Consider the following 18,628-nt stretch of genomic DNA (forward strand, 5'->3'; position numbering starts at 1 on the left):
CGGGCGCGGCAGGGACTTGTATCCCGTGGCATCGCCACAGTCTGATTGCGGCATCATGATCCGGACTCCGTAAGGCTCCGGGACCACGGATCCCTTCGTGATCCCCTCCCCTTTCCCCCGCAGTAGCACAGTGAGGTGCCAGGAAAGATGGACCGCTCTTCTCACCCCCGCTCCCGCAGAATCGCGCCCGTCGTCGCCGTGGCCGCGGCAGCGGCCCTGACTCTCGCCGGCTGCTCCAGCAGTTCCGGGGGCAAGGGTGCCGAGGAAGGCGCAGCGAACGCCTCCGCCGGCAAGGCGACCACGCCGCGCATGACCGTCGCCCTGGTCACCCACCAGGCGCCCGGCGACACCTTCTGGGACACCGTCCGCAAGGGTGCCGAGGCCGCGGCAGCCAAGGACAACATCAAGCTCATCTACTCCGCCGACCCGAACGCGGGCAACCAGGCCAACCTGGTGCAGACCGCGATCGACCAGAAGGTCGACGGCATCGCGGTCACGCTCGCGAAGCCGGACGCCATGAAGGGCGTCATAGGCAAGGCGGAGCAGGCCGGCATACCCGTCGTCGGCCTCAACTCCGGCCTGAGCGAGTGGAAGAAGTTCAACATGCTGGAGTTCTTCGGCCAGGACGAGTCCGTGGCGGGTGAGGCGTTCGGCAAGAAACTCAACGAGGTCGGCGCGAAGCACGCCCTCTGTGTCATCCAGGAGCAGGGCAACGTCGGTCTGACCCAGCGCTGTGACGGGGTGGAGAAGACGTTCAACGGCAAGCTCAGCAGGGAGAACGTCAACGGCACCGACAAGCCGTCGGTGAAGTCGACGCTCACCGCCAAGCTGAGGCAGGACTCCTCCATCGACTACGTCGTCACGCTCGGCGCCCCGTTCGCGCTGACCGCGGTGCAGTCGGTGGGTGATGCGGGCAGCAAGGCGAAGGTCGCGACCTTCGACCTCGACAAGGAACTCATCAAGGCCGTCCAGGACGACTCCATCCAGTTCGCCGTCGACCAGCAGCCCTACCTGCAGGGTTACCTGGCCGTCGACGGTCTGTGGCTCTACAAGAACAACGGAAACTACAGCGGTGGCGGCGAGCAGCCCGTGCTGACCGGCCCGGCCTTCGTCGACAAGTCGAACGTCGACAAGGTCGGGGAGTTCGCCGCGAAGGGCACCCGGTGATGAGCATGACCCAACAGGCTGCGCCGGCGGTGGACACACCGCCGGCCTCCGGCCCCGGCAAGGACGGGCGGACCAGGCAGCGCTCCCTGGCGCTGAGACTGCTGGCTCGGCCCGAGGTGGGCGTCCTCTTCGGCGCCCTGGCCATCCTGATCTTCTTCCTGATCATGGCGCCGACCTTGCGCCAGGGCAGTGCGATGGCGACGGTCCTCTACCAGTCGTCGACCATCGGGATCATGGTCCTGCCCGTGGCGCTGCTGATGATCGGCGGCGAGTTCGACCTGTCCTCCGGCGTCGCGCCGGTCGCCTCGGCGCTGACGGCGAGCATGACCGCCTTCCAGCTGACCCTGAACGTCTGGGTCGGTGTGATCGCGGCCCTGGCGGTGTCCCTGGCCATCGGCTTCTTCAACGGCTGGCTGCTGGTGAAGACCGGGCTGCCGAGCTTCCTGGTCACCCTGGGCACGTTCATGGGTCTGCAGGGCGTGAACCTGGCGGTGACCAAGCTGGTCACCGGCAACGTCGCCACCGACAACATCAGCGACATGGACGGCTTCGACCAGGCCAAGGCCGTGTTCGCCTCGTCCTTCGACGTCGGCGGAGTCAACGTCAAGATCACCATCGTGTGGTGGCTGGCTTTCGCGGCGCTGGCCACGTGGGTCCTGCTGCGCACCAAGTACGGCAACTGGATCTTCGCGGTCGGCGGCAACAAGGACAGCGCCCGCGCCGTCGGTGTCCCGGTGAACTTCACCAAGATCTCGCTGTTCATGCTGGTCGGCTTCGCCGCCTGGTTCGTCGGCATGCACAACCTGTTCCAGTACAACACCGTGCAGTCCGGTGAGGGCGTGGGCAACGAGCTGATCTACATCGCCGCGGCGGTGGTCGGCGGCTGTCTGCTGACCGGCGGCTACGGCACGATCATCGGCCCGGTCTTCGGCGCCTTCATGTTCGGCCTGGTCCAGCTGGGCATCGTCTACGCCACCTGGAACCCCGACTGGTTCAAGACCTTCCTCGGCGTGATGCTCGTAGGCGCCACCCTCGTCAATCTGTGGGTCCGCAAGCAAGCGACCCGGAGGTGATCGGAATGACAAGCAACTCCACCGGCGCCGACGGGGCCGTTCTGAAGGACACTCCGCCCGCGGACGACCGTCCCGTGGTCGAGCTGAAGGCCGCGGGCAAGTCCTACGGCAACATCCGCGCCCTGCACGGCGTCGATCTGACGGTCCACCCGGGCAAGGTGACCTGCGTGCTCGGCGACAACGGCGCCGGCAAGTCCACCTTGATCAAAATCATCTCGGGCCTGCACCAGCACACCGAGGGCGAGTTCCTCGTCGACGGCGAGCCGGTGCGCTTCTCCACGCCGCGCGAGGCTCTGGACAAGGGCATCGCCACGGTCTACCAGGACCTGGCCGTCGTCCCGCTGATGCCGGTGTGGCGCAACTTCTTCCTCGGCTCGGAGATGACCAAGGGCCCCTGGCCCGTGCGCCGTCTCGACATCGAGAGGATGAAGAAGACCGCGGACGAGGAACTGCGCGCCATGGGTATCGTCCTGGACGACATGGAGCAGCCCATCGGCACGCTCTCCGGCGGTCAGCGCCAGTGCGTCGCCATCGCCCGCGCCGTCTACTTCGGCGCCCGTGTGCTGATCCTGGACGAGCCGACCGCCGCCCTCGGCGTCAAGCAGTCCGGTGTGGTGCTGAAGTACATCGCCGCTGCCCGTGAGAAGGGACTGGGCGTCATCTTCATCACCCACAACCCGCACCACGCGTACATGGTCGGCGACCACTTCAGCGTGCTGCGGCTCGGCACCATGGAACTCTCCGCCTCGCGCAGTGACGTCAGCCTGGAAGAGCTGACCAACCACATGGCGGGCGGCGCCGAACTGGCCTCCCTCAAGCATGAGCTGAGCCAGGTCCACGGTGTCGACGTCGAAGAGCTCCCCGAAGAGGGGGACCTCACCTCTCCCGTAGCCACGTCCTCGGAAGGAAAGTCCTGACATGGCCCTCGCGCTCGACCGCATCCGGGTCGGCTCCGCCCCCGACTCCTGGGGCGTCTGGTTCCCCGACGACCCCCAGCAGGTGCCCTGGGTACGCTTCCTCGACGAGGTCGCCGAAGCCGGCTACTCGTGGATCGAACTCGGCCCGTACGGCTACCTGCCGACCGACCCGGCCCGGCTCACCGACGAGGTGACCAAGCGGAACCTGAAGGTCTCCGCAGGCACCATCTTCTGCGGCCTGCACCGCGGCCCCTCCGAGTGGGACTCCACCTGGGAGCAGGTCAGCAACGTGGCCGCCCTCACCCAGGCCATGGACGCCAAGCACCTCGTCGTCATCCCGTCCTTCTGGCGCGACGACAAGACCGCGGAGATCCTGGAGGCGCCGGAGCTCACCACCGAGCAGTGGCGCAACCTCACCACGGGCATGGAGCGCCTCGGCCGCGAGGTGAAGGACAAGTACGGCCTGGACATCGTCGTCCACCCGCACGCCGACACCCACATCGACACCGAGGAGCACGTCGAGCAGTTCCTCGACTCGACCGACTCCGACGCGGTCAACCTCTGCCTGGACACCGGGCACTACGCCTACTGCGGCGGCGACAGCGTCAAGCTGATCGAGACGTACGGCGAGCGCATCGGCTACCTGCACCTCAAGCAGGTCGACCCGGAGATTCTCGCGGACGTCGTCAAGAACGAGGTTCCGTTCGGCCCGGCCGTCGCGCGCGGCGTGATGTGTGAACCGCCCGCCGGTGTCCCGGAGCTGGGCCCCGTCCTGACGGCCGCGCAGAAGCTGGGCGTGGACCTCTTCGCCATCGTCGAGCAGGACATGTACCCCTGTGAGCCGGACAAGCCGCTGCCGATCGCGGTGCGCACCCGCAAGTTCCTGAGGTCCTGCGGCGCCTGACGACCCGAAAGGACGGCCATGACTGAGCGCGCCACCACCCTCGGAGTCGCGGTCATCGGTACCGGAAGGATGGGCGCCGACCATGTGCGCCGCATCCACGAAGTCACCAGCGGAGCACGGGTGGTGGCCGTGGTGGACGTCGACGCGGAGCGCGCGAAGGCCGTCGCCGCCCGGGTCGACGGCTGCACCGCCCACACCGACCCGGCGGCCGCGATGGCGGCGGCCGACGTCGACGCCGTCCTGATCGCCTCACCCGGCCCGGCCCACGAAGCCACCCTCCTCGCCGCCTTCGAGCACGATCTGCCCGTCCTGTGCGAGAAGCCGCTCACCCCCGACGCGGCCTCCGCGCTGCGCGTCCTCGAAGCCGAACAACGACTCGGCCACCGCCGGGTCCAGGTCGGCTTCATGCGCCGCTACGACCCCGAGTACGCGAAGCTGAAGGCCCTGCTGACGACGGGTCAGCTGGGCCGCCCGCTCATGCTGCACAACCGGCACCGCAATGTCGCCAGCCCGCCCTTCTTCACCAGCTCCATGCTGATCAGCGACTCCGTCGCCCACGAGGCCGACGCGACCCGCTGGCTGCTGGGCCACGAGATCACCGCCGTCACGGTGCTGCGCCCCACCCCCTCGGCCAGCGCCCCGGACGACTTGCAGGACCCCCAGTTCGTCGTCTTCGAGACCGACGGCGGCGCCCTCTCCGACGTCGAGATCTTCGTCAACTGCGGCTTCGGCTACCAGGTCCAGGCCGAGGTGGTCTGCGAACGCGGCACCGCCCGCATCGGCGACGGCCACGCCCTGGTCACCAACATGGCCGGCCGCTGGGGCGGCACCATCGCCCAGGACTGGACCGAACGCTTCGAGACGGCCTACGACCAGGAGATCCAGACCTGGATCGACGCCACCCGCCGCGGCGAGGTGACCGGCCCGAGCACCTGGGACGGCTACGCCGCGGCGGCGGTGTGCGAAGCGGGCGTGCGGGCACTTCAGGACGGGGGCCGCGTAGAGGTGGCGTTGGTGGAGAAGCCCGCCCTGTACCGGTGAGTCCCGCTTGATCAAGCCCTGTTTCACGCCTCTTACGACTTCCGCCCCGACTCCCAGTCGGGGCGGAAATCCGCAATCATCGTGGAGTGCGCCGCGCCAGGCGCGGCTCTACTCCATCACCACTTCTTGCAGGCAGTTCCGAGGACCTGCTGGTTGTCGACACGCTTGATCGACCCGCAGCTTTTGATTCCGACACCCTTGGCGTATGTGGCATTGATTTTGAATTTGTGACTGCAGCTGCCTCCCGTGCTGCTGCCACCGCAAATCATTGTGTGCGTCTTGGTCGGCGAGGTGGTGGCGAAATAGGTGAACTGATACTGGGCAGGGCCTTGGGGTTCCGGGATCCCGTGGACAGTGACAGAGTCGACGCGCGTACCGCTGCCGAAAATCACCATTTCCACGTTGCCGCCGGTGACCGTCTCATCGGCACTTGCAGGTGCGGATGCCATGGCCGTCATCGCCACTGCTGCGACCCCGGCGCCTATCAGTCTCCTGGCCTTCACGTTGCTGCCTCCTTGTTCCCCCTGACGCCACTTCCTGTGGCGCGCTGGTCAGTTGGAGGGTACATGGAATGATCTCCTGGGCGGCTGGTTCTCGGGAGATTGCGGGTGCCTTTTGAAGGAAGGTTTGCCAATTCGGATCATTGGCCCCGGAGGGTTTGATCAAATTTCTGGAGTGTCCGGGATATCCGTCACACCCTGGATTCGGAGTGCGTATTCGGGTTTGACTCGGAGGTGCCGGCTGAGTCGACTGCCGTACGCGGACGCGGCTCGAACCCCGCCCCCCGGTAGCACGCGTCGATGAGTTCCATCGTCGTCACCGCGTCGTCCGCGTCCAGCGGCAGCGGAGCACCGCCCCGTACCCGGGCCGCGAACGCCTCCAGCTGGTACGTGTACGACGACCGCGTGCCGAGGTGCTCCGTGCGCTCGCCCTCCGGGGTGCGGATCACGACCCGGTCGTCCAGCTGGGGCAGCACGAAGTTCGGGGCCGTCGCCTCGCCCCGGGAGCCGACGACCCGGATGCTCATCTCCAGCCCGTCGTACGCCATGTGGCAGCGGGCGGAGCCCGTCGCGCCCCCGGGGAACTCCAGATCGGCGTCCAGCCACTCGTCGACCCCGGGCGCGCCCGCCCGCTCCCCGCCCCGGGCCCCGGCCGGACGCGGTGCGCCGCCCGCCCAGGGGGCCAGCATCCGCAGCGTGCAGGCTGTAGCAGCCCAGGTCCATCAGGGCTCCGCCGGCCAGCGGCAGCGACCAGCGCGGGTCGGTGTCCGGCGGCGCGGCGATGGCGACCATGGCCTCGGCATGCCGCAGTTCGCCGAGTTCACCCGAGGCCAGCAGCTCGTGCAGGCGGCGGGTGACGGGATGGAAGAGGTAGTGGAAGGCCTCCATGAAGACCGTCCCGGCCTTCCGGGCGGCCCCCCGCACCTCCTCCGCCTCCTCGGTGTTGCTCGCCGACGGCTTCTCCGACAGGACGTGCTTGCCCGCCGCGAGGGCGGCCAGGTTCCACGGGCCGTGCAGGCCGTTGGCGAGCGGGTTGTAGACGACGTCGACCTCGGGATCGGCCACCAGCTCGGCGTACGACCCCGCCACCCGCTCCACACCGTGCTCGGAGGCGAACGCCTCGGCCCGGGCGCGGTCGCGGGCGGCGATTGCGACGAGACGGTGGCCGGTCGCCCGGGCCGGGTCGATCAGAGAACGTTCGGTGATCCGCGCGGCTCCCAGCAGTCCTATGCGCAGGGGTTCCCGGTCTGGTCCGCTCATGCCTGTCATTCCTCCTCGTTGTGGACTCGCGTCGTTCGGATCCTGGTCGCCCCGCGGGCGGAGGCGGCGTAGCGTGATCAGTGCCTCCGAGGGGAGCGGTGATGGGTACAGCACGCGACCTGATGATCGTGGCGATGGACGCGGCCACCGGCCGGCCGGTGACGCAGGGTGAGCTGTCGCTCGGACTGGCCGGGGCCGAGGTGATCGACTTGGTCGGCGCCGAGGTGGTGACGCTGGACGGCGACCGCCTCGTGTCCCGCCCGGCGCCGCCCCTCGACGACCCGCTGCTGGAGCACGCCGTGGCGGCGCTCGTGCGCGACGCGCCGTACGAGCCGATCGAGGACTGGCTGTGGCGCAGGGGCCGTGGACTGGCCGAGGAGTACCTGACCGTCCTCCAGGAAGAGGGGCTCGTCGCACGGCCCCGGGCCTCCTGGCTCCCCTTCCGAAGCACCGGGCCGGCACCGGTCGAGTCCCCCGCCCGGCAGCGCGCCCGGCACCGCGGGGCGACCGACGAGCCGGTGCTCGCCGCACTCGCGACGGCCATCGGGGCGCGCGACGAGGTGCCCGAGGACCTCCCGGAGCCCGACGACGCGGTCCGGGCCGTGCTCGCCGCGGTGGTCGACGCCGTGACCGAGCTGGGCGCCGTCCGCCGTCGGCGGGCCATCGAGGACGAGGCGTTCGCCAACGTCTGGCGCGCTCCGTGAGCCGCGGGGCGCCAGGGGCCCCCGGAGCGGCACGTCAGGCCGCCCGTACCTCCTCGATGGTCACGGGACGGTGCTCGTGCAGCGACAGGGTGCACGCGTCGGCGATCCAGCCCGCCTCCAGGGCGTCCTCGATCGTGCAGGGGGAGGGGCGGGTGCCGGCGACGACCTCGGTGAACGCGGTCAGTTCGGCGCGGTAGGCCTCGGTGAACCGGTCCATGAAGAAGTCGTGCGGGGTGCCCGCGGGGAACGTCACGCCCGGCTCGACCGAGCGCAACGGCAGCTTGTCCTCCAGGCCGACGGCGATGGAGTCCTGGAAGCCGTGCAGCTCCATGCGGACGTCGTGACCACGGGCGTTGTGCCGGGAGTTGGAGACCACCGCGATCGTGCCGTCGTCGAGGGTGAGGATCGCGCCGGTGGTGTCGGCGTCGCCTGCCTCCTTGATGTAGTCGGCGCCGCGGTTGCCGCCGACGGCGTACACCTCCGTCACCTCACGGCCGGTCACCCAGCGGATGATGTCGAAGTCGTGCACCGAACAGTCGCGGAAGATGCCGCCGGAGGCGGCGATGTACGCGGCCGGGGGCGGCGCCGGGTCCAGCGTGGTCGACCGCACGGTGTGCAGCTTGCCCAGCTCACCGGCCTGGACGGCGGCCCGCGCGGCGACGAACCCGGCGTCGAAACGGCGGTTGTAGCCGATCTGGATCGGCACGTCCCTGCCCCGCACGGCCTTGAGCACCTCGACGCCCTCGCTCATCGTCTTGGCCACGGGCTTCTCGCAGAAGACCGGGACACCGGCCTCGACCCCGGCCAGGATCAGCGCCGGGTGGGCGTCGGTCGCCGCCGCGACGACGATGCCGTCCACACCGGCGGCCAGCAGGGCCTCGGGCGAGTCCACGACCTCGGCGCCGAACCGCTCGGCCGCGGCCTTGGCGGCACCCGCGAACGGGTCGGTGACGACGAGCGACTCGACGGCGTCGAGCCCGGAGAGGGTCTCGGCGTGGAAGGCGCCGATACGGCCGAGGCCGAGGATTCCGATACGCATGGGTATTGCTCCTTGGTGTAAACGGGGGGTGCTGCTACGCGCTTTGTTCCTCAGTCGAGTCCACCGAGCACGTTCTGATCCCAATCGATGATCGACCCGGTGACCACCCCGGACCGGTCCGACAGCAGGAGGACCACAAAGTCGGCGATCTCGTCCGGCTGGCCCAGCTTGCCCATCGGCAACTTCTCCGCGGCCTGCTCACGCCAGTCGTCCCCGGCCCCGTGGAACGCCCGCTGCGTCGCGTCCTCGCCCTCCGTCGCCGTCCAGCCGATGTTCAGCCCGTTGATCCGGACCCGGTCCCAGCGGTGCGCGTGCGCGGCGTTGCGGGTCAGCCCGATCAGCCCCGCCTTCGCGGCGACGTACGGCGCGAGAAACGGCTGTCCGCCGTGTGCCGACGACGTGATGATGTTGACGACCGTGCCGGGCGCCTCGCGCGCGACCATGTCCGCGACCGCCGCCTGCATGGCGAAGAACGGTCCCTTGAGGTTGATCCCGATGTGCTGGTCGAACAGCTCGGGCGTGGTGTCCAGCAGGGTCCCGCGGGAGGTCAGCCCGGCCGAGTTCACCAGACAGTCGACGCGGCCGTACGCCTGGACCACCCGGGCCACGGAGGCCTTCGCCTGCTCGGCGTCCGACAGGTCGGCCCGTACGTACAGGGCCTTGCCGCCCGCGGCGATCAGCTCTTCCACCAGGGCCTCGCCCGGCTCGGGGCGCCGCCCGGAGACGGCCACGACCGCCCCCTCCCGGACCGCGGCCCGCGCGATGGCCGCGCCGACGCCCTGGCTGCCGCCGTTGACCAGGACGACCTTGTCGTCGAGAAGTCCCACAGGTTTCCTCAGCTCTCTCGCCGTTCGGTACCGGCCCGCAGCTCCGCACGGAGCGCTTCCGGCGTCCACTTCTCGCGCAGCGCCCGGCGCAGGAGATCCGCCTGCGAGGCCGGGGCGAGGCCGTCGACCGGCGGGTCGCTGTCGAGGTTGGTGGGGAAGGGGTAGCCCTCGGCGCTCGCCGCGATCACCCGGTCCAGCCATGCCTGGTCGGCGCCCTCGGCCCCGCGCCTGAGCAGCGCCGGGTACACCGCGTTGGCCACGGCCTCCCGGTCCACCGTCTCCATCGCCCGCCCGAACGCGGACGACACCTGCAGCAGGTTGGCCATGCGCCGGATGTCCGCCGAGCGGTTGGTGCCGGCGGCGTGGAAGAGCGCGGGGTTGAAGAAGACCGCGTCGCCCTTGGCGAGCGGCAGCTGCACCTGGTGCGCCTCGAAGTACGCCCGGAACTCGGGAAGCCGCCAGGCGAGATAGCCGTGCTCGTACTTCTGCGAGTGCGGCAGATACATCGTCGGCCCGGACTCCACCGGCATGTCGCAGTGCGCGACCGCCCCCTGGAGGGTCAGCACGGGGGAGAGGCGGTGCACGTGCGCGGGGTAGGCGGCGGCGACCTCGTTCGACAAAAAGCCCAGGTGGTAGTCGCGGTGCGCGCTCTGCGCGGCGCCGCCCGGGTTGACCACGTTGAGCTGGGAGGTGACCTGGTAGCCGGGGCCCAGCCAGGCCGTGGCGACCAGCGCGAGCACCTCGTTGGCGTAGTAGTCGGCGAAGGCCTCCGCGTCGTACAGGGCAGCCTTCTCCAGCGCGTTCCACACCCGGTCGTTGGCGCCCGGCTTCGCGAAGTGGTCACCGGCCGTCGCACCCGAGGCGCGCTGCTCGGCGATCAGGGCGTCGAACACGGCGGTGGCCCGGTCCACGACGTCCGGGTCGGGAAAGGCACCGCGGAAGACGACGATGCCGGGACCGTCGGAGAGCGCGCGGGACAGCTCGGCCTGGACCACCCGGTCGCCCTCGAGCAGACCGGCCTCGTAGACCGGCACGTTCCGCTCCACGGCGGAGGCGTGCGGATAGTCGGACGGGTCCGTCGCCTGCTCGACCAGCGCGCGGAACGCGTCGAGATCGCAGTCCTGCTCGGACAGCCAGGCACGGTGGTGTACGGAAGTGAAGGACATCGTCGTCCCTTCGGGGTCACGGAGCGACGCAGCCCTGTCATTCTTGTCAGTACAAACCCCTCGAACAACCAGCAGGCAGCCATCAAAAACCCCTCAAGGAGCCGGCGCATGGGCCACCCCTTCCCGATCCGGGAGATCGCCCGTCAGGCGGGGCTGAGCGAGGCGACCGTCGACCGGGTGCTCAACGGCCGGGGCGGCGTGCGGGAGAGCACCGCGCGGGAGGTGCGCCGTGCGATCGCCGACCTGGACCGGCAGCGCACCCAGGTCCGGCTCGTCGGCCGGACGTTCATGGTCGACATCGTGATGCAGGCACCCGAGCGCTTCACCACGGCGATCCGCGCCGCCCTGGAGGCCGAGCTGCCGTCCCTGCACCCGGCGGTGCTGCGCTCCCGCTTCCACTTCCGCGAGACCGGCCCGGCCGGGGAACTGGTGCGGACCCTGGACCGGATCGCCCGGCGCGGCTCGCAGGGCGTGATCCTCAAGGCCCCGGACGTCCCCGAGGTCACCGCGGCCGTCGGCCGGCTCGAAGCCGCAGGCATCCCGGTCGTGACCCTGGTGACCGACCTGCCCGCCAGCGCCCGCCGTGCCTACGTCGGCATCGACGACCGGGCGGCCGGGGCGACGGCCGCGTATCTGATGGGACAGTGGCTCGGCGACCGGCCGGGCAACATCCTCACCAGCCTCAGCAGCGGCTTCTTCCGCAACGAGGAGGAGCGCGAGATGGGCTTCCGCGGCGGGATGCGCGCCCGGCACCCGGAGCGCGCGCTGGTCGAGATCGCCGAGGGGCAGGGCCTGGACGCCACCCAGTACGACGTCGTGCGGGCCGCGCTGGAACGCGACCCGGAGATCCGAGCGGTGTACTCGATCGGCGGCGGCAACATCGCCACGCTCAGGGCGTTCGAGGACCTCGGCCGCGAGTGTGCCGTGTTCGTCGCGCACGACCTCGACCACGACAACACCCGGCTGCTGCGCGAGCACCGGCTGTCCGCCGTGCTCCACCACGACCTGCGCCAGGACGTGCGCGAGGCCTGCCACACCGTCATGCGGGCGCATGACGCGCTGCCGCCGGCGGGACCGACCCTGCCGTCGGCGATCCAGGTGGTGACGCCGTACAACATGCCGCCGCAGGCCGCGGGGGTGTGAGCCGGGTGCGGGTCGGTGGGGGCCGGTCGCGCGGTTCCCCGCGCCCCTGGGCCGGCTGCTCCGCTCGGCGTAGTGCGTCAGATGGGGAGCTTCCGGAACCCCTACCGTCGGCCCATGTGGACATCGCGCCCGGACGGCGGGCCCGACCGGTTGCTGACGCTCGCCGACGGCGTGTTCGCCATCGCCATCACACTGCTGGTCCTGGACCTCTACGTACCGCGCGGACTGGACGCGGACCAGTACGACCAGGCCCTGCGCCGGCTGCTCCCGGACCTCGGGGCCTACGCGCTCAGCGTCACGGTGCTCGGCAGCTTCTGGCACGACCACCGCAGGATCTTCCGTGATGTGCGGGAGGTCGACGGACAGGTGATCACCCTGTCCATCGCCGGACTGGGTGTCGCGGCCCTGGTGCCCTTCCCGACCAGGCTGCTCGCGGAGTACGGCGACGAGCCCGTCTCGGTCGCCGTCTACGCGGGGGCGGTCGCCGCGATGGGCGCCGGCCACCTGGCGCTCGCGGCCGTCCTGGCCAGACGCCCCTGGCTTCGCCACGGCACCCCGTCGGAGGCGGGCACCACGCTCTACCTCATCGACAGCGCCACGATGGTGGCGGTGTTCGCCGTGACCGTCCCGCTGGCCCTGGTCGTGGGGTCGCACGCCATGTGGCTGTGGCTCGTCCTCGTCCCGGTGAGGTTCCTCCTCGGCCGCCGCCTCCAGAAGCAGGCCTGAGACGTCATGCCTCCGCGGACACGTCCGCCCACGCCCCAGTGGCCGCCGACCGCGCCATCGCGTCCAGTGCGGCGGCGCTGTGCACGGCGTCCGTGAGCGTCGCCCCGTGCGGAGTGCCCTCCGCGACCGAGCGCAGGAAGCGGTACGCCTCGATGACCTTCAGGTCGTCGTACCCCATCGAGTTCGCCGCCCCGGGCTGGAACGCCGCGAACTCGCCGTGGCCCGGGCCGACGTACACCGTGGTGACGGACTGGTCCTGGTACGTCGTGCCGCGGCTGACGCCCAGTTCGTTCATGCGGCGGAAGTCCCAGAACACGGCGCCCTTCGTGCCGTGCACCTCGAAGCCGTAGTTGTTCTGTTCTCCGACCGAGACCCGGCAGGCCTCCAGGACACCGCGCGCCCCGGAGGCGAAGCGCAGCAGGCAGCTGACGTAGTCCTCGTTCTCGACCGGGCCGAGTTCCCCGCCGGAGGCGCGGCTGTGGCCCGCCGTGGCGCCGGTCGGGCGGGCCCGCTCGGGCAGGAAGACCGCGGTGTCGGCGGTGAGGGAGGTGATGTCACCGAGCAGATGCCGGGCCAGGTCGGTGCCGTGCGAGGCCAGATCGCCCAGCACCCCGCTGCCGCCACGCTCCCGCTCGTACCGCCAGGTCAGCGCACCCTCGGGATGAGCCGCGTAGTCGCTGAACAGCCGGATGCGCACATGGGTGACCGTGCCGATCTCCCCGGAGGCGATCAGCTCACGGGCCGCCTCGACGGCGGGCGCGTTGCGGTAGTTGAAGCCGACGGCGCCCTGCACCCCCGCCTTGGCCACCGCGTCCGCCACCGCACCGGCGTCCTCGGCGGTCAGACCCACCGGCTTCTCGATCCAGATGTGCTTGCCCGCCTCGGCCATGGCGACGCCGATCTCGCGGTGCAGGAAGTTCGGCGCGGTGATGCTGACCGCCTTCACCCGCGGGTCGGCGGCCACCTCGCGCCAGTCCCGCGTCGTCGAGGCGAACCCGAACTGCGCGGCGGCCTCCTCCGCCCGGCCCGGCACCTCCTCGGCGACCGTCACCAGCTCCGGGACGAGGGGCAACCGCGGAAAGTGGTGCCGCACGCGCGCGTACGCCTGGGTGTGCACCCGCCCCATCCAGCCGAATCCGATGACGGCGACGCCGAGCGTGTCCACCATGAGAGCCCCTCTTTGGACCGTTCCAGAACCTGTCCAGCCCACCCTGAGCGCGGTTTCCCGTGCCTGTCAACCCTTTGACAAGCCGGTGACCCACATGGAACGGTCCATCCCATGAGACCGCCGACGATCCGTGACGTGGCCGAACGGGCCGGCGTCTCCAAGTCTCTGGTCTCCCTCGCGCTGCGCGGCTCCGACCAGGTACGGCCCGAGAAGCGGGAAGCCGTGCTGCGGGCGGCCCGGGAGCTCGGCTACCGGCCCAACGCCGCCGCCCGCAGTCTCAGCGAACAGCGCACCCGCACGGTCGGCGTCCTGCTGAACGATCTGCGCAACCCCTGGTTCGTCGACCTCCTCGACGGCCTGAACTCCCTGCTGCACGCCCACGGCCTGCACATGCTGCTGGCCGACGCGCGCCTCAACCGCCGCACCGGCCAGGACCCGGCCGACCCGCTGCTGGACCTGCGCGTCGACGGACTGGTCGTGGTCGGCACCCTGCCCGACCCGGCGGCCCTCGGCGCGGTCGCCGCGCGGATGCCGGTCGTCCTGGCCGGCGCCCGTGAGCCGGTGCCGCCCGGGGTGGACCAGGTCGCGGGCGACGACGAGAAGGGCGCCCGGCTGGTCACCGAGCACCTCATCGGCCTCGGCCACCGCCGCATCGCACACCTCGCGGGGTACGGAGCCGTCGGCGAACTGCGCCGCCGCAGCTTCGAGGCCACGATGCGGGAGCACGGCCTGGCGGACCGGGCCGTCGTCGAGACCGGCGACATGACCGAGGAGGGCGGCTACCGAGCCGCCGTCCGCCTCTTCAGCCGCCCCGACCGGCCCACGGCCGTATTCGCCGTCAACGACATCACCTGCGTGGGCGCCCTCTCGGCGGCGGAGGAACTGGGCCTGCGCGTCCCGCACGACGTGTCCCTCGTCGGCTACGACAACACGAGCATCTCCCGGCTGCGCCATCTCTGGCTCACCACCGTCGACAACGCCGGCCACGAGGTCGGCCGCCGCGCCGCCCGCTTCCTCCTCGACCGTTTCGAACGGCCCGGGGGAGAGGGGCGCGTGCACCTGGCGACGCCGACGCTGGAAGTCCGGGGGACCACGTTTCGTTTTCAACGAGGCTGATTCCGGCGGGATTTCCCGAGTCGCCGCCCCTGGTGCACGGGACTAGAATTTATTCCGACACCCCAAATCCGAGAGTGCCAAGGCGGCTTGGCGTCTTCTTCTCTTTCCCTCCACGTTCGCTGGAGGAGGCATCTCATGAATGCGCACCACGCCGGACAGCAGAGGAACATGCCGGGCCCGGAGGCCCACAAGCCGCTGAGAATGGTTCCGGACGTGGGTGAACACGCGGACGCCGACGGTGTCCTGCGGGCCTACGCGGATCCCGGGGCGACCCTGACCCGCGCACCGACGGCTCGCAAGGCCATCGACCGTTTCATGAAGGCGCGCTCCGCTGACCTCAAGACCGACAGGATGGACCTGCGCGAGGTGGACGCCGCCGAAGGCGCGGCCACCCTGCGCGTGCGCTACCAGCAGTTCCACCACGACCTCCCGATCCTGGGCGCCACCGTTCAGGCCGTCGCCGATGTGAAACAGGCCGCCGTCATCCAGGTCGACCACACGGCGGAGGTCGATGTCACGGATGCCCCCGACCCCGGAACGGCCCAGCCGCTCGACGCCGTGCGGAAGAACGCCCTCGCGCCGTTCCAGGGCGATTTCGCATCCGCCGGAATCGTCAGGGACGAGCTGGTGTATCTGCGGGACACGACCAGGCCCGCATTGCCGGAAACGGACTATCCCACCGCGTCGGTCGCCCTGCTGAAAAAGGGGCGGAAGCCCGACGGCGCCCTCCATCTCGTGCACGATCTGCTTGTCGAGACGACCGGCCCCTTCGAACATTTCCGGGTCGTCGTGGACGCCGTGTCCGGAAAACTGCTCTGGCTCGCCCTCGCGGGGAAATACGTGACGGCCGGCCTCAGAGTCTTCATGCCCGACCCCGTGACCGAGTCCGACGACCCCACCGTGCACGGCGGTTCCAGCGCGGCCACGCTCGACACCTCGTGCCGGGACGTCCGGGCGGAGGTCGCTCCGGCCGTCGGGGGCAGATTCCGGCTCGACGGGGACTGGTTCCGGTGCATCGACTGGGACACCCCGGTCTTCCCCCAGCCGGAGGAGACGTCGCCGGACTTCACCTACCGGCCCTACCCCGACGACCGTGCCTTCCTGAGCGCGAACGCCTACTACTGGCTCGACTCCTTCGCGCGCTATCTGCGCACCCTGGGCAACGCGACGCTCAACACCAACATGACCAAGGTCGAGGTCGACGCCCAGGCCTATGACGGCCAGGACCAGAGCGAATGGCACGGCACGCTGACACCCCCGCGGATCCGCTTCGGCGAGGGCGGCGCACCGGACGCCGGCGACCTCGGCGTCATCGGCCATGAATACGCCCACGGCGTGTTCGACTGGCTCGACGCCCAGCATGGCGGCTCCGGTTCGTACGAGCACAGCGTCTGCGACGCGCTGCCCGCCGTCTACCGCGACCGGTTCAACCCCGACGGGCACCGGCGCACGGAGACGTTCCCCTTCGATAACAACGCGACCGACCGGTGGAGCACCGAGCGACGGCTCGACGTCCCCCAGCGATTCGACGACCCGGCGTTCAACGGCTTCGGTGTCAACCTGCGCAACTCGATGCTCGGCACGGCACTGTGGCGGTGCTACCTGGGCATGGGCGGCGACTCGCCCGATCCCGCCGTACGGATCGCCGCGGCCGACGCGATCAACAGGACGATGCTGGAGATGCTCCTCATCGTGCCGGACGACTCCTCCTCGGGCCGCGGCCACGCCGTGAGCATGGCCAGGGGCTGCATCACGGCCGACTCCACGCTCACCGGTGGCCTCTACAGCAAGGTGATGGACGAGGCCTTCGTGAACCAGGGACTGTGGGCGCCACGGCCGGTGGACGTCTGGATCGGCGACAACCCCGCCGACCTCGGCTCGGTGCCGAGCGGTGTCCCGTTCTGGGAGTCCCCGGACATCTGGGTCCGCAACAACGACATCAGTACCGGCGACAATCCCGAACTCGGCCACGAGCCGCCCGTCAACGACCGGCCCAACTTTCTCTATGTGCGGGTGCACAACCGAGGGACCCAGGAGGCCGCGAGCGGAGCGTTCCAGGTGGAGGCGTTCCGGTGCGATCCGGGCACGGGGATGCTCTGGCCCACGCACTTCCGCTCGCTGGGCACCGTGGTGATCGACCAGCCGATCCCCGCGGGCGGGGCGGTGCGGGTGGGACCGCTCGTGTGGACCCCGCAGATCGCCGACCACGAATGCCTGGTCGCCGTCGTGCACGGCGCGCCCGACCCCGCCGTCACCGCCACCCTCAACGGGCCGGTGCCGCACGGGCACCTGGTGCGGTTCGACAACAACGTGGCGCAGCGGAACGTGGCCCCGCAGCTCGTCACACCGGGCGGCAAGACGCACATGACGATCACGCTGCGCGGCGGCCTCGCCAGGACCACCGGTTCCTGGCAGCTGGACGCGACGGCCCTGCCGGACGACAGCCGGGTCTCGATCCGCACGCTGACCCGCGTCACACAGGGCGCGGAGCTGACCGGCTGCACCGTGACCGAGACGGGCGCGGTGCGCTCCACGCTGGAGATGCCCGGAGGCGCGACGGCGGTCGTCGAGGGGTTCACGCTGGAGCCCGACGACCGGGTGGCGGCCGACATCACCATCGACTTCTCCCAGCACGCGGAACACCTCCGGCTCTATCCCTTCGTGGCCACCCAGTACCAGGACGGGCTGATCGCGGGGCGGATGACCATCCAGATCACGGCCGTCAAGGAACTGGAGGACTTCTTCTTCGGCAACCCGCGCAGCGGCGAACTGCACATCTCCACCTGCCCGCACTGGTCCAGGCTCGGCGCCGGCAGCAAGGTGCCCTTCCTGCGCGCCGAGGACGCGCTCGCCCGCGGCTACACCGGCTGTGCCTACTGCCAGCCAGAACTCCAACCCGGCTGAGGGGGGCAGGCGATGAACCGCGACGTACTCGAGGGCCTGCCGTTCGTGCCACCGCTCAAGGGCGACCCGCCCAGCCCCGCCGAACCCTTCGTGCCGGCGGAAGGCGGGTTGGCGGGCAAGCGGGCGGACGAGTCGATCGCCCCGCTCGTCGCCTCGGTGTCGGCGGACGCGCTGCGCGACACCGTGGAGGCCCTGGCGAACTTCCCCACGCGGCACACCTTCTCGCCGTTCATCGGACCGGCCGCGGGCGAGGTCGCCGGCCGGCTGTCGGCGGCCGGATACCCGGAGGTGACCAGACGCACCTGGACCAACGCCGGTCACAGCGCCGACAACGTGATCTGCACCAAGCCCGGCACCTCGGCCGACGGGCCCGTCATCATCCTGTGCGCCCACTACGACTGCCGTATGCAGGACCCGGACGACGCCACGGCCCGTGCGCCGGGCGCGGACGACAACGCCAGCGGGGTGGCCGCGACGCTGGAGATCGCCCGTCTGCTCGCCCCGGTCGCCCTGGCCGGCACGGTCCGGTTCGTGGCCTTCTCGGGCGAGGAGCAGGGACTGTGGGGGGCCACGGCGTACGCGGCGGCACTCCAGGCCGCGGGGGTCTCGGCCCTGCGGGTCGTGAACCTGGACATGGTGGGCAGACCTCCGGCGGACGGCACCGTGACGGTGGAGCGCGACCTGGGGAACGCCGTGCCGGGCAACGACGCCGCCTCACACGCCTTCGGCGAGATCATGGCGCAGGCGGCGGCGGACCACACGGCGCTGCCGGTTCGACTGGGCCCCATCTTCGCCAGCGACTACATGCCGTTCGAAGCACGGGGCGATGTGGCGATCGGCGCGTACGAAGGGGAGGGGAACCCGCACTACCACCGGACCTCCGACGACCCGGACACGCTCGACTACGGCTATCTCGCCGACATCACGAAGTTCACTCTGGCGACCGTACTGGCCGAAGCCCTCCCTGAATGAG

16 protein-coding genes and 1 pseudogene are annotated in these 18,628 nt (G+C 70.4%); 11 read left to right on the plus strand and 6 right to left on the minus strand.

The features are described 5' to 3' along the window. Nucleotides 1-147: 147 nt before the first annotated feature. From ACIBK5_RS06785 to ACIBK5_RS06805, 5 genes are read left to right on the plus strand one after another with little or no spacing between them, the layout of a single operon-like run. Nucleotides 148-1,167, plus strand: a complete 1,020-nt coding sequence (locus tag ACIBK5_RS06785) for a sugar ABC transporter substrate-binding protein (protein WP_399016927.1) — start codon at nt 148-150, stop codon at nt 1,165-1,167. Beyond that, nucleotides 1,167-2,240 (plus strand): ABC transporter permease, encoded by a 1,074-nt coding sequence (locus ACIBK5_RS06790; RefSeq protein ID WP_399016928.1) that lies wholly within the window; start codon nt 1,167-1,169, stop codon nt 2,238-2,240. The genes ACIBK5_RS06785 and ACIBK5_RS06790 overlap by 1 nt, the downstream gene beginning before the upstream one ends. Nucleotides 2,241-2,245: 5 nt before the next feature. Beyond that, a complete protein-coding gene (locus tag ACIBK5_RS06795; RefSeq protein WP_399016930.1) occupies nt 2,246-3,157 on the plus strand; it encodes an ATP-binding cassette domain-containing protein in 912 nt (303 codons plus the stop codon). A gap of 1 nt (nt 3,158) precedes the next feature. Further along, the gene (locus ACIBK5_RS06800) at nt 3,159-4,061 is read left to right on the plus strand and encodes a sugar phosphate isomerase/epimerase family protein (RefSeq protein ID WP_399016932.1); all 903 of its coding nucleotides are present in this window, start codon (nt 3,159-3,161) and stop codon (nt 4,059-4,061) included. Nucleotides 4,062-4,079: 18 nt separating this feature from the next. After that, nucleotides 4,080-5,102 carry a Gfo/Idh/MocA family protein gene (locus ACIBK5_RS06805; RefSeq protein ID WP_399016934.1) on the plus strand — a complete coding sequence of 341 codons (1,023 nt, stop codon included), beginning with the start codon at nt 4,080-4,082 and terminating at the stop codon, nt 5,100-5,102. Between the two features lie 116 nt (nt 5,103-5,218). Here the strand turns inward: ACIBK5_RS06805 and ACIBK5_RS06810 are convergent, their stop codons facing one another. Continuing rightward, on the minus strand, nt 5,219-5,605 hold the full coding sequence (locus ACIBK5_RS06810; RefSeq protein ID WP_399016936.1) for a hypothetical protein: 387 nt from the start codon (nt 5,603-5,605) through the stop codon (nt 5,219-5,221). 188 nt (nt 5,606-5,793) lie between these two features. Further along, nucleotides 5,794-6,862, minus strand: a pseudogene (locus ACIBK5_RS06815) (Gfo/Idh/MocA family protein). Nucleotides 6,863-6,963: 101 nt separating this feature from the next. Here ACIBK5_RS06815 and ACIBK5_RS06820 point away from each other — a divergent pair. Next, nucleotides 6,964-7,566, plus strand: a complete 603-nt coding sequence (locus ACIBK5_RS06820) for a GPP34 family phosphoprotein (RefSeq protein WP_399016938.1) — start codon at nt 6,964-6,966, stop codon at nt 7,564-7,566. A gap of 34 nt (nt 7,567-7,600) precedes the next feature. On the opposite strand, the gene ACIBK5_RS06825 is transcribed toward ACIBK5_RS06820, so the two are convergent. Genes ACIBK5_RS06825 through ACIBK5_RS06835 form a run of 3 tightly spaced genes read right to left on the minus strand, consistent with a single transcriptional unit; the run spans nt 7,601 to nt 10,598 of the window. Continuing rightward, nucleotides 7,601-8,605: a Gfo/Idh/MocA family oxidoreductase gene (locus ACIBK5_RS06825; protein ID WP_399016939.1), complete on the minus strand. Its 1,005-nt coding sequence runs from the start codon at nt 8,603-8,605 to the stop codon at nt 7,601-7,603. Between the two features lie 50 nt (nt 8,606-8,655). Continuing rightward, complete coding sequence (locus ACIBK5_RS06830) at nt 8,656-9,432, minus strand: SDR family oxidoreductase (protein WP_399016941.1); 777 nt, start codon at nt 9,430-9,432, stop codon at nt 8,656-8,658. 8 nt (nt 9,433-9,440) lie between these two features. Further along, complete coding sequence (locus ACIBK5_RS06835; RefSeq protein WP_399016943.1) at nt 9,441-10,598, minus strand: phytanoyl-CoA dioxygenase family protein; 1,158 nt, start codon at nt 10,596-10,598, stop codon at nt 9,441-9,443. Nucleotides 10,599-10,706: 108 nt separating this feature from the next. Between ACIBK5_RS06835 and ACIBK5_RS06840 the strand changes: the two genes are divergently transcribed. Together ACIBK5_RS06840 and ACIBK5_RS06845 are read left to right on the plus strand one after the other, a co-directional pair. Next, complete coding sequence (locus ACIBK5_RS06840) at nt 10,707-11,741, plus strand: LacI family DNA-binding transcriptional regulator (RefSeq protein ID WP_399016945.1); 1,035 nt, start codon at nt 10,707-10,709, stop codon at nt 11,739-11,741. Nucleotides 11,742-11,855: 114 nt separating this feature from the next. Further along, the gene (locus ACIBK5_RS06845) at nt 11,856-12,467 is read left to right on the plus strand and encodes a TMEM175 family protein (RefSeq protein WP_399016947.1); all 612 of its coding nucleotides are present in this window, start codon (nt 11,856-11,858) and stop codon (nt 12,465-12,467) included. 4 nt (nt 12,468-12,471) lie between these two features. Here ACIBK5_RS06845 and ACIBK5_RS06850 read toward each other — a convergent pair whose 3' ends face one another. After that, nucleotides 12,472-13,635, minus strand: a complete 1,164-nt coding sequence (locus tag ACIBK5_RS06850; protein ID WP_399016948.1) for a Gfo/Idh/MocA family protein — start codon at nt 13,633-13,635, stop codon at nt 12,472-12,474. Nucleotides 13,636-13,746: 111 nt separating this feature from the next. Here ACIBK5_RS06850 and ACIBK5_RS06855 point away from each other — a divergent pair, with 111 nt between their 5' ends. The 3 genes from ACIBK5_RS06855 to ACIBK5_RS06865 all read left to right on the plus strand — a co-directional run bounded on the left by ACIBK5_RS06855 (nt 13,747) and on the right by ACIBK5_RS06865 (nt 18,627). Beyond that, the gene (locus ACIBK5_RS06855; protein WP_399016950.1) at nt 13,747-14,751 is read left to right on the plus strand and encodes a LacI family DNA-binding transcriptional regulator; all 1,005 of its coding nucleotides are present in this window, start codon (nt 13,747-13,749) and stop codon (nt 14,749-14,751) included. A gap of 135 nt (nt 14,752-14,886) precedes the next feature. Continuing rightward, complete coding sequence (locus tag ACIBK5_RS06860; RefSeq protein WP_399016952.1) at nt 14,887-17,655, plus strand: hypothetical protein; 2,769 nt, start codon at nt 14,887-14,889, stop codon at nt 17,653-17,655. Nucleotides 17,656-17,667: 12 nt separating this feature from the next. Then, entirely contained in the window at nt 17,668-18,627 is a 960-nt protein-coding gene (locus tag ACIBK5_RS06865) for a M28 family metallopeptidase (protein WP_399016954.1), read from the plus strand. The last annotated feature ends 1 nt before the right edge of the window (nt 18,628 follow it).

The sequence above is a fragment of the Streptomyces sp. NPDC050546 genome (assembly GCF_044457425.1).
GTDB lineage: Bacteria > Actinomycetota > Actinomycetes > Streptomycetales > Streptomycetaceae > Streptomyces.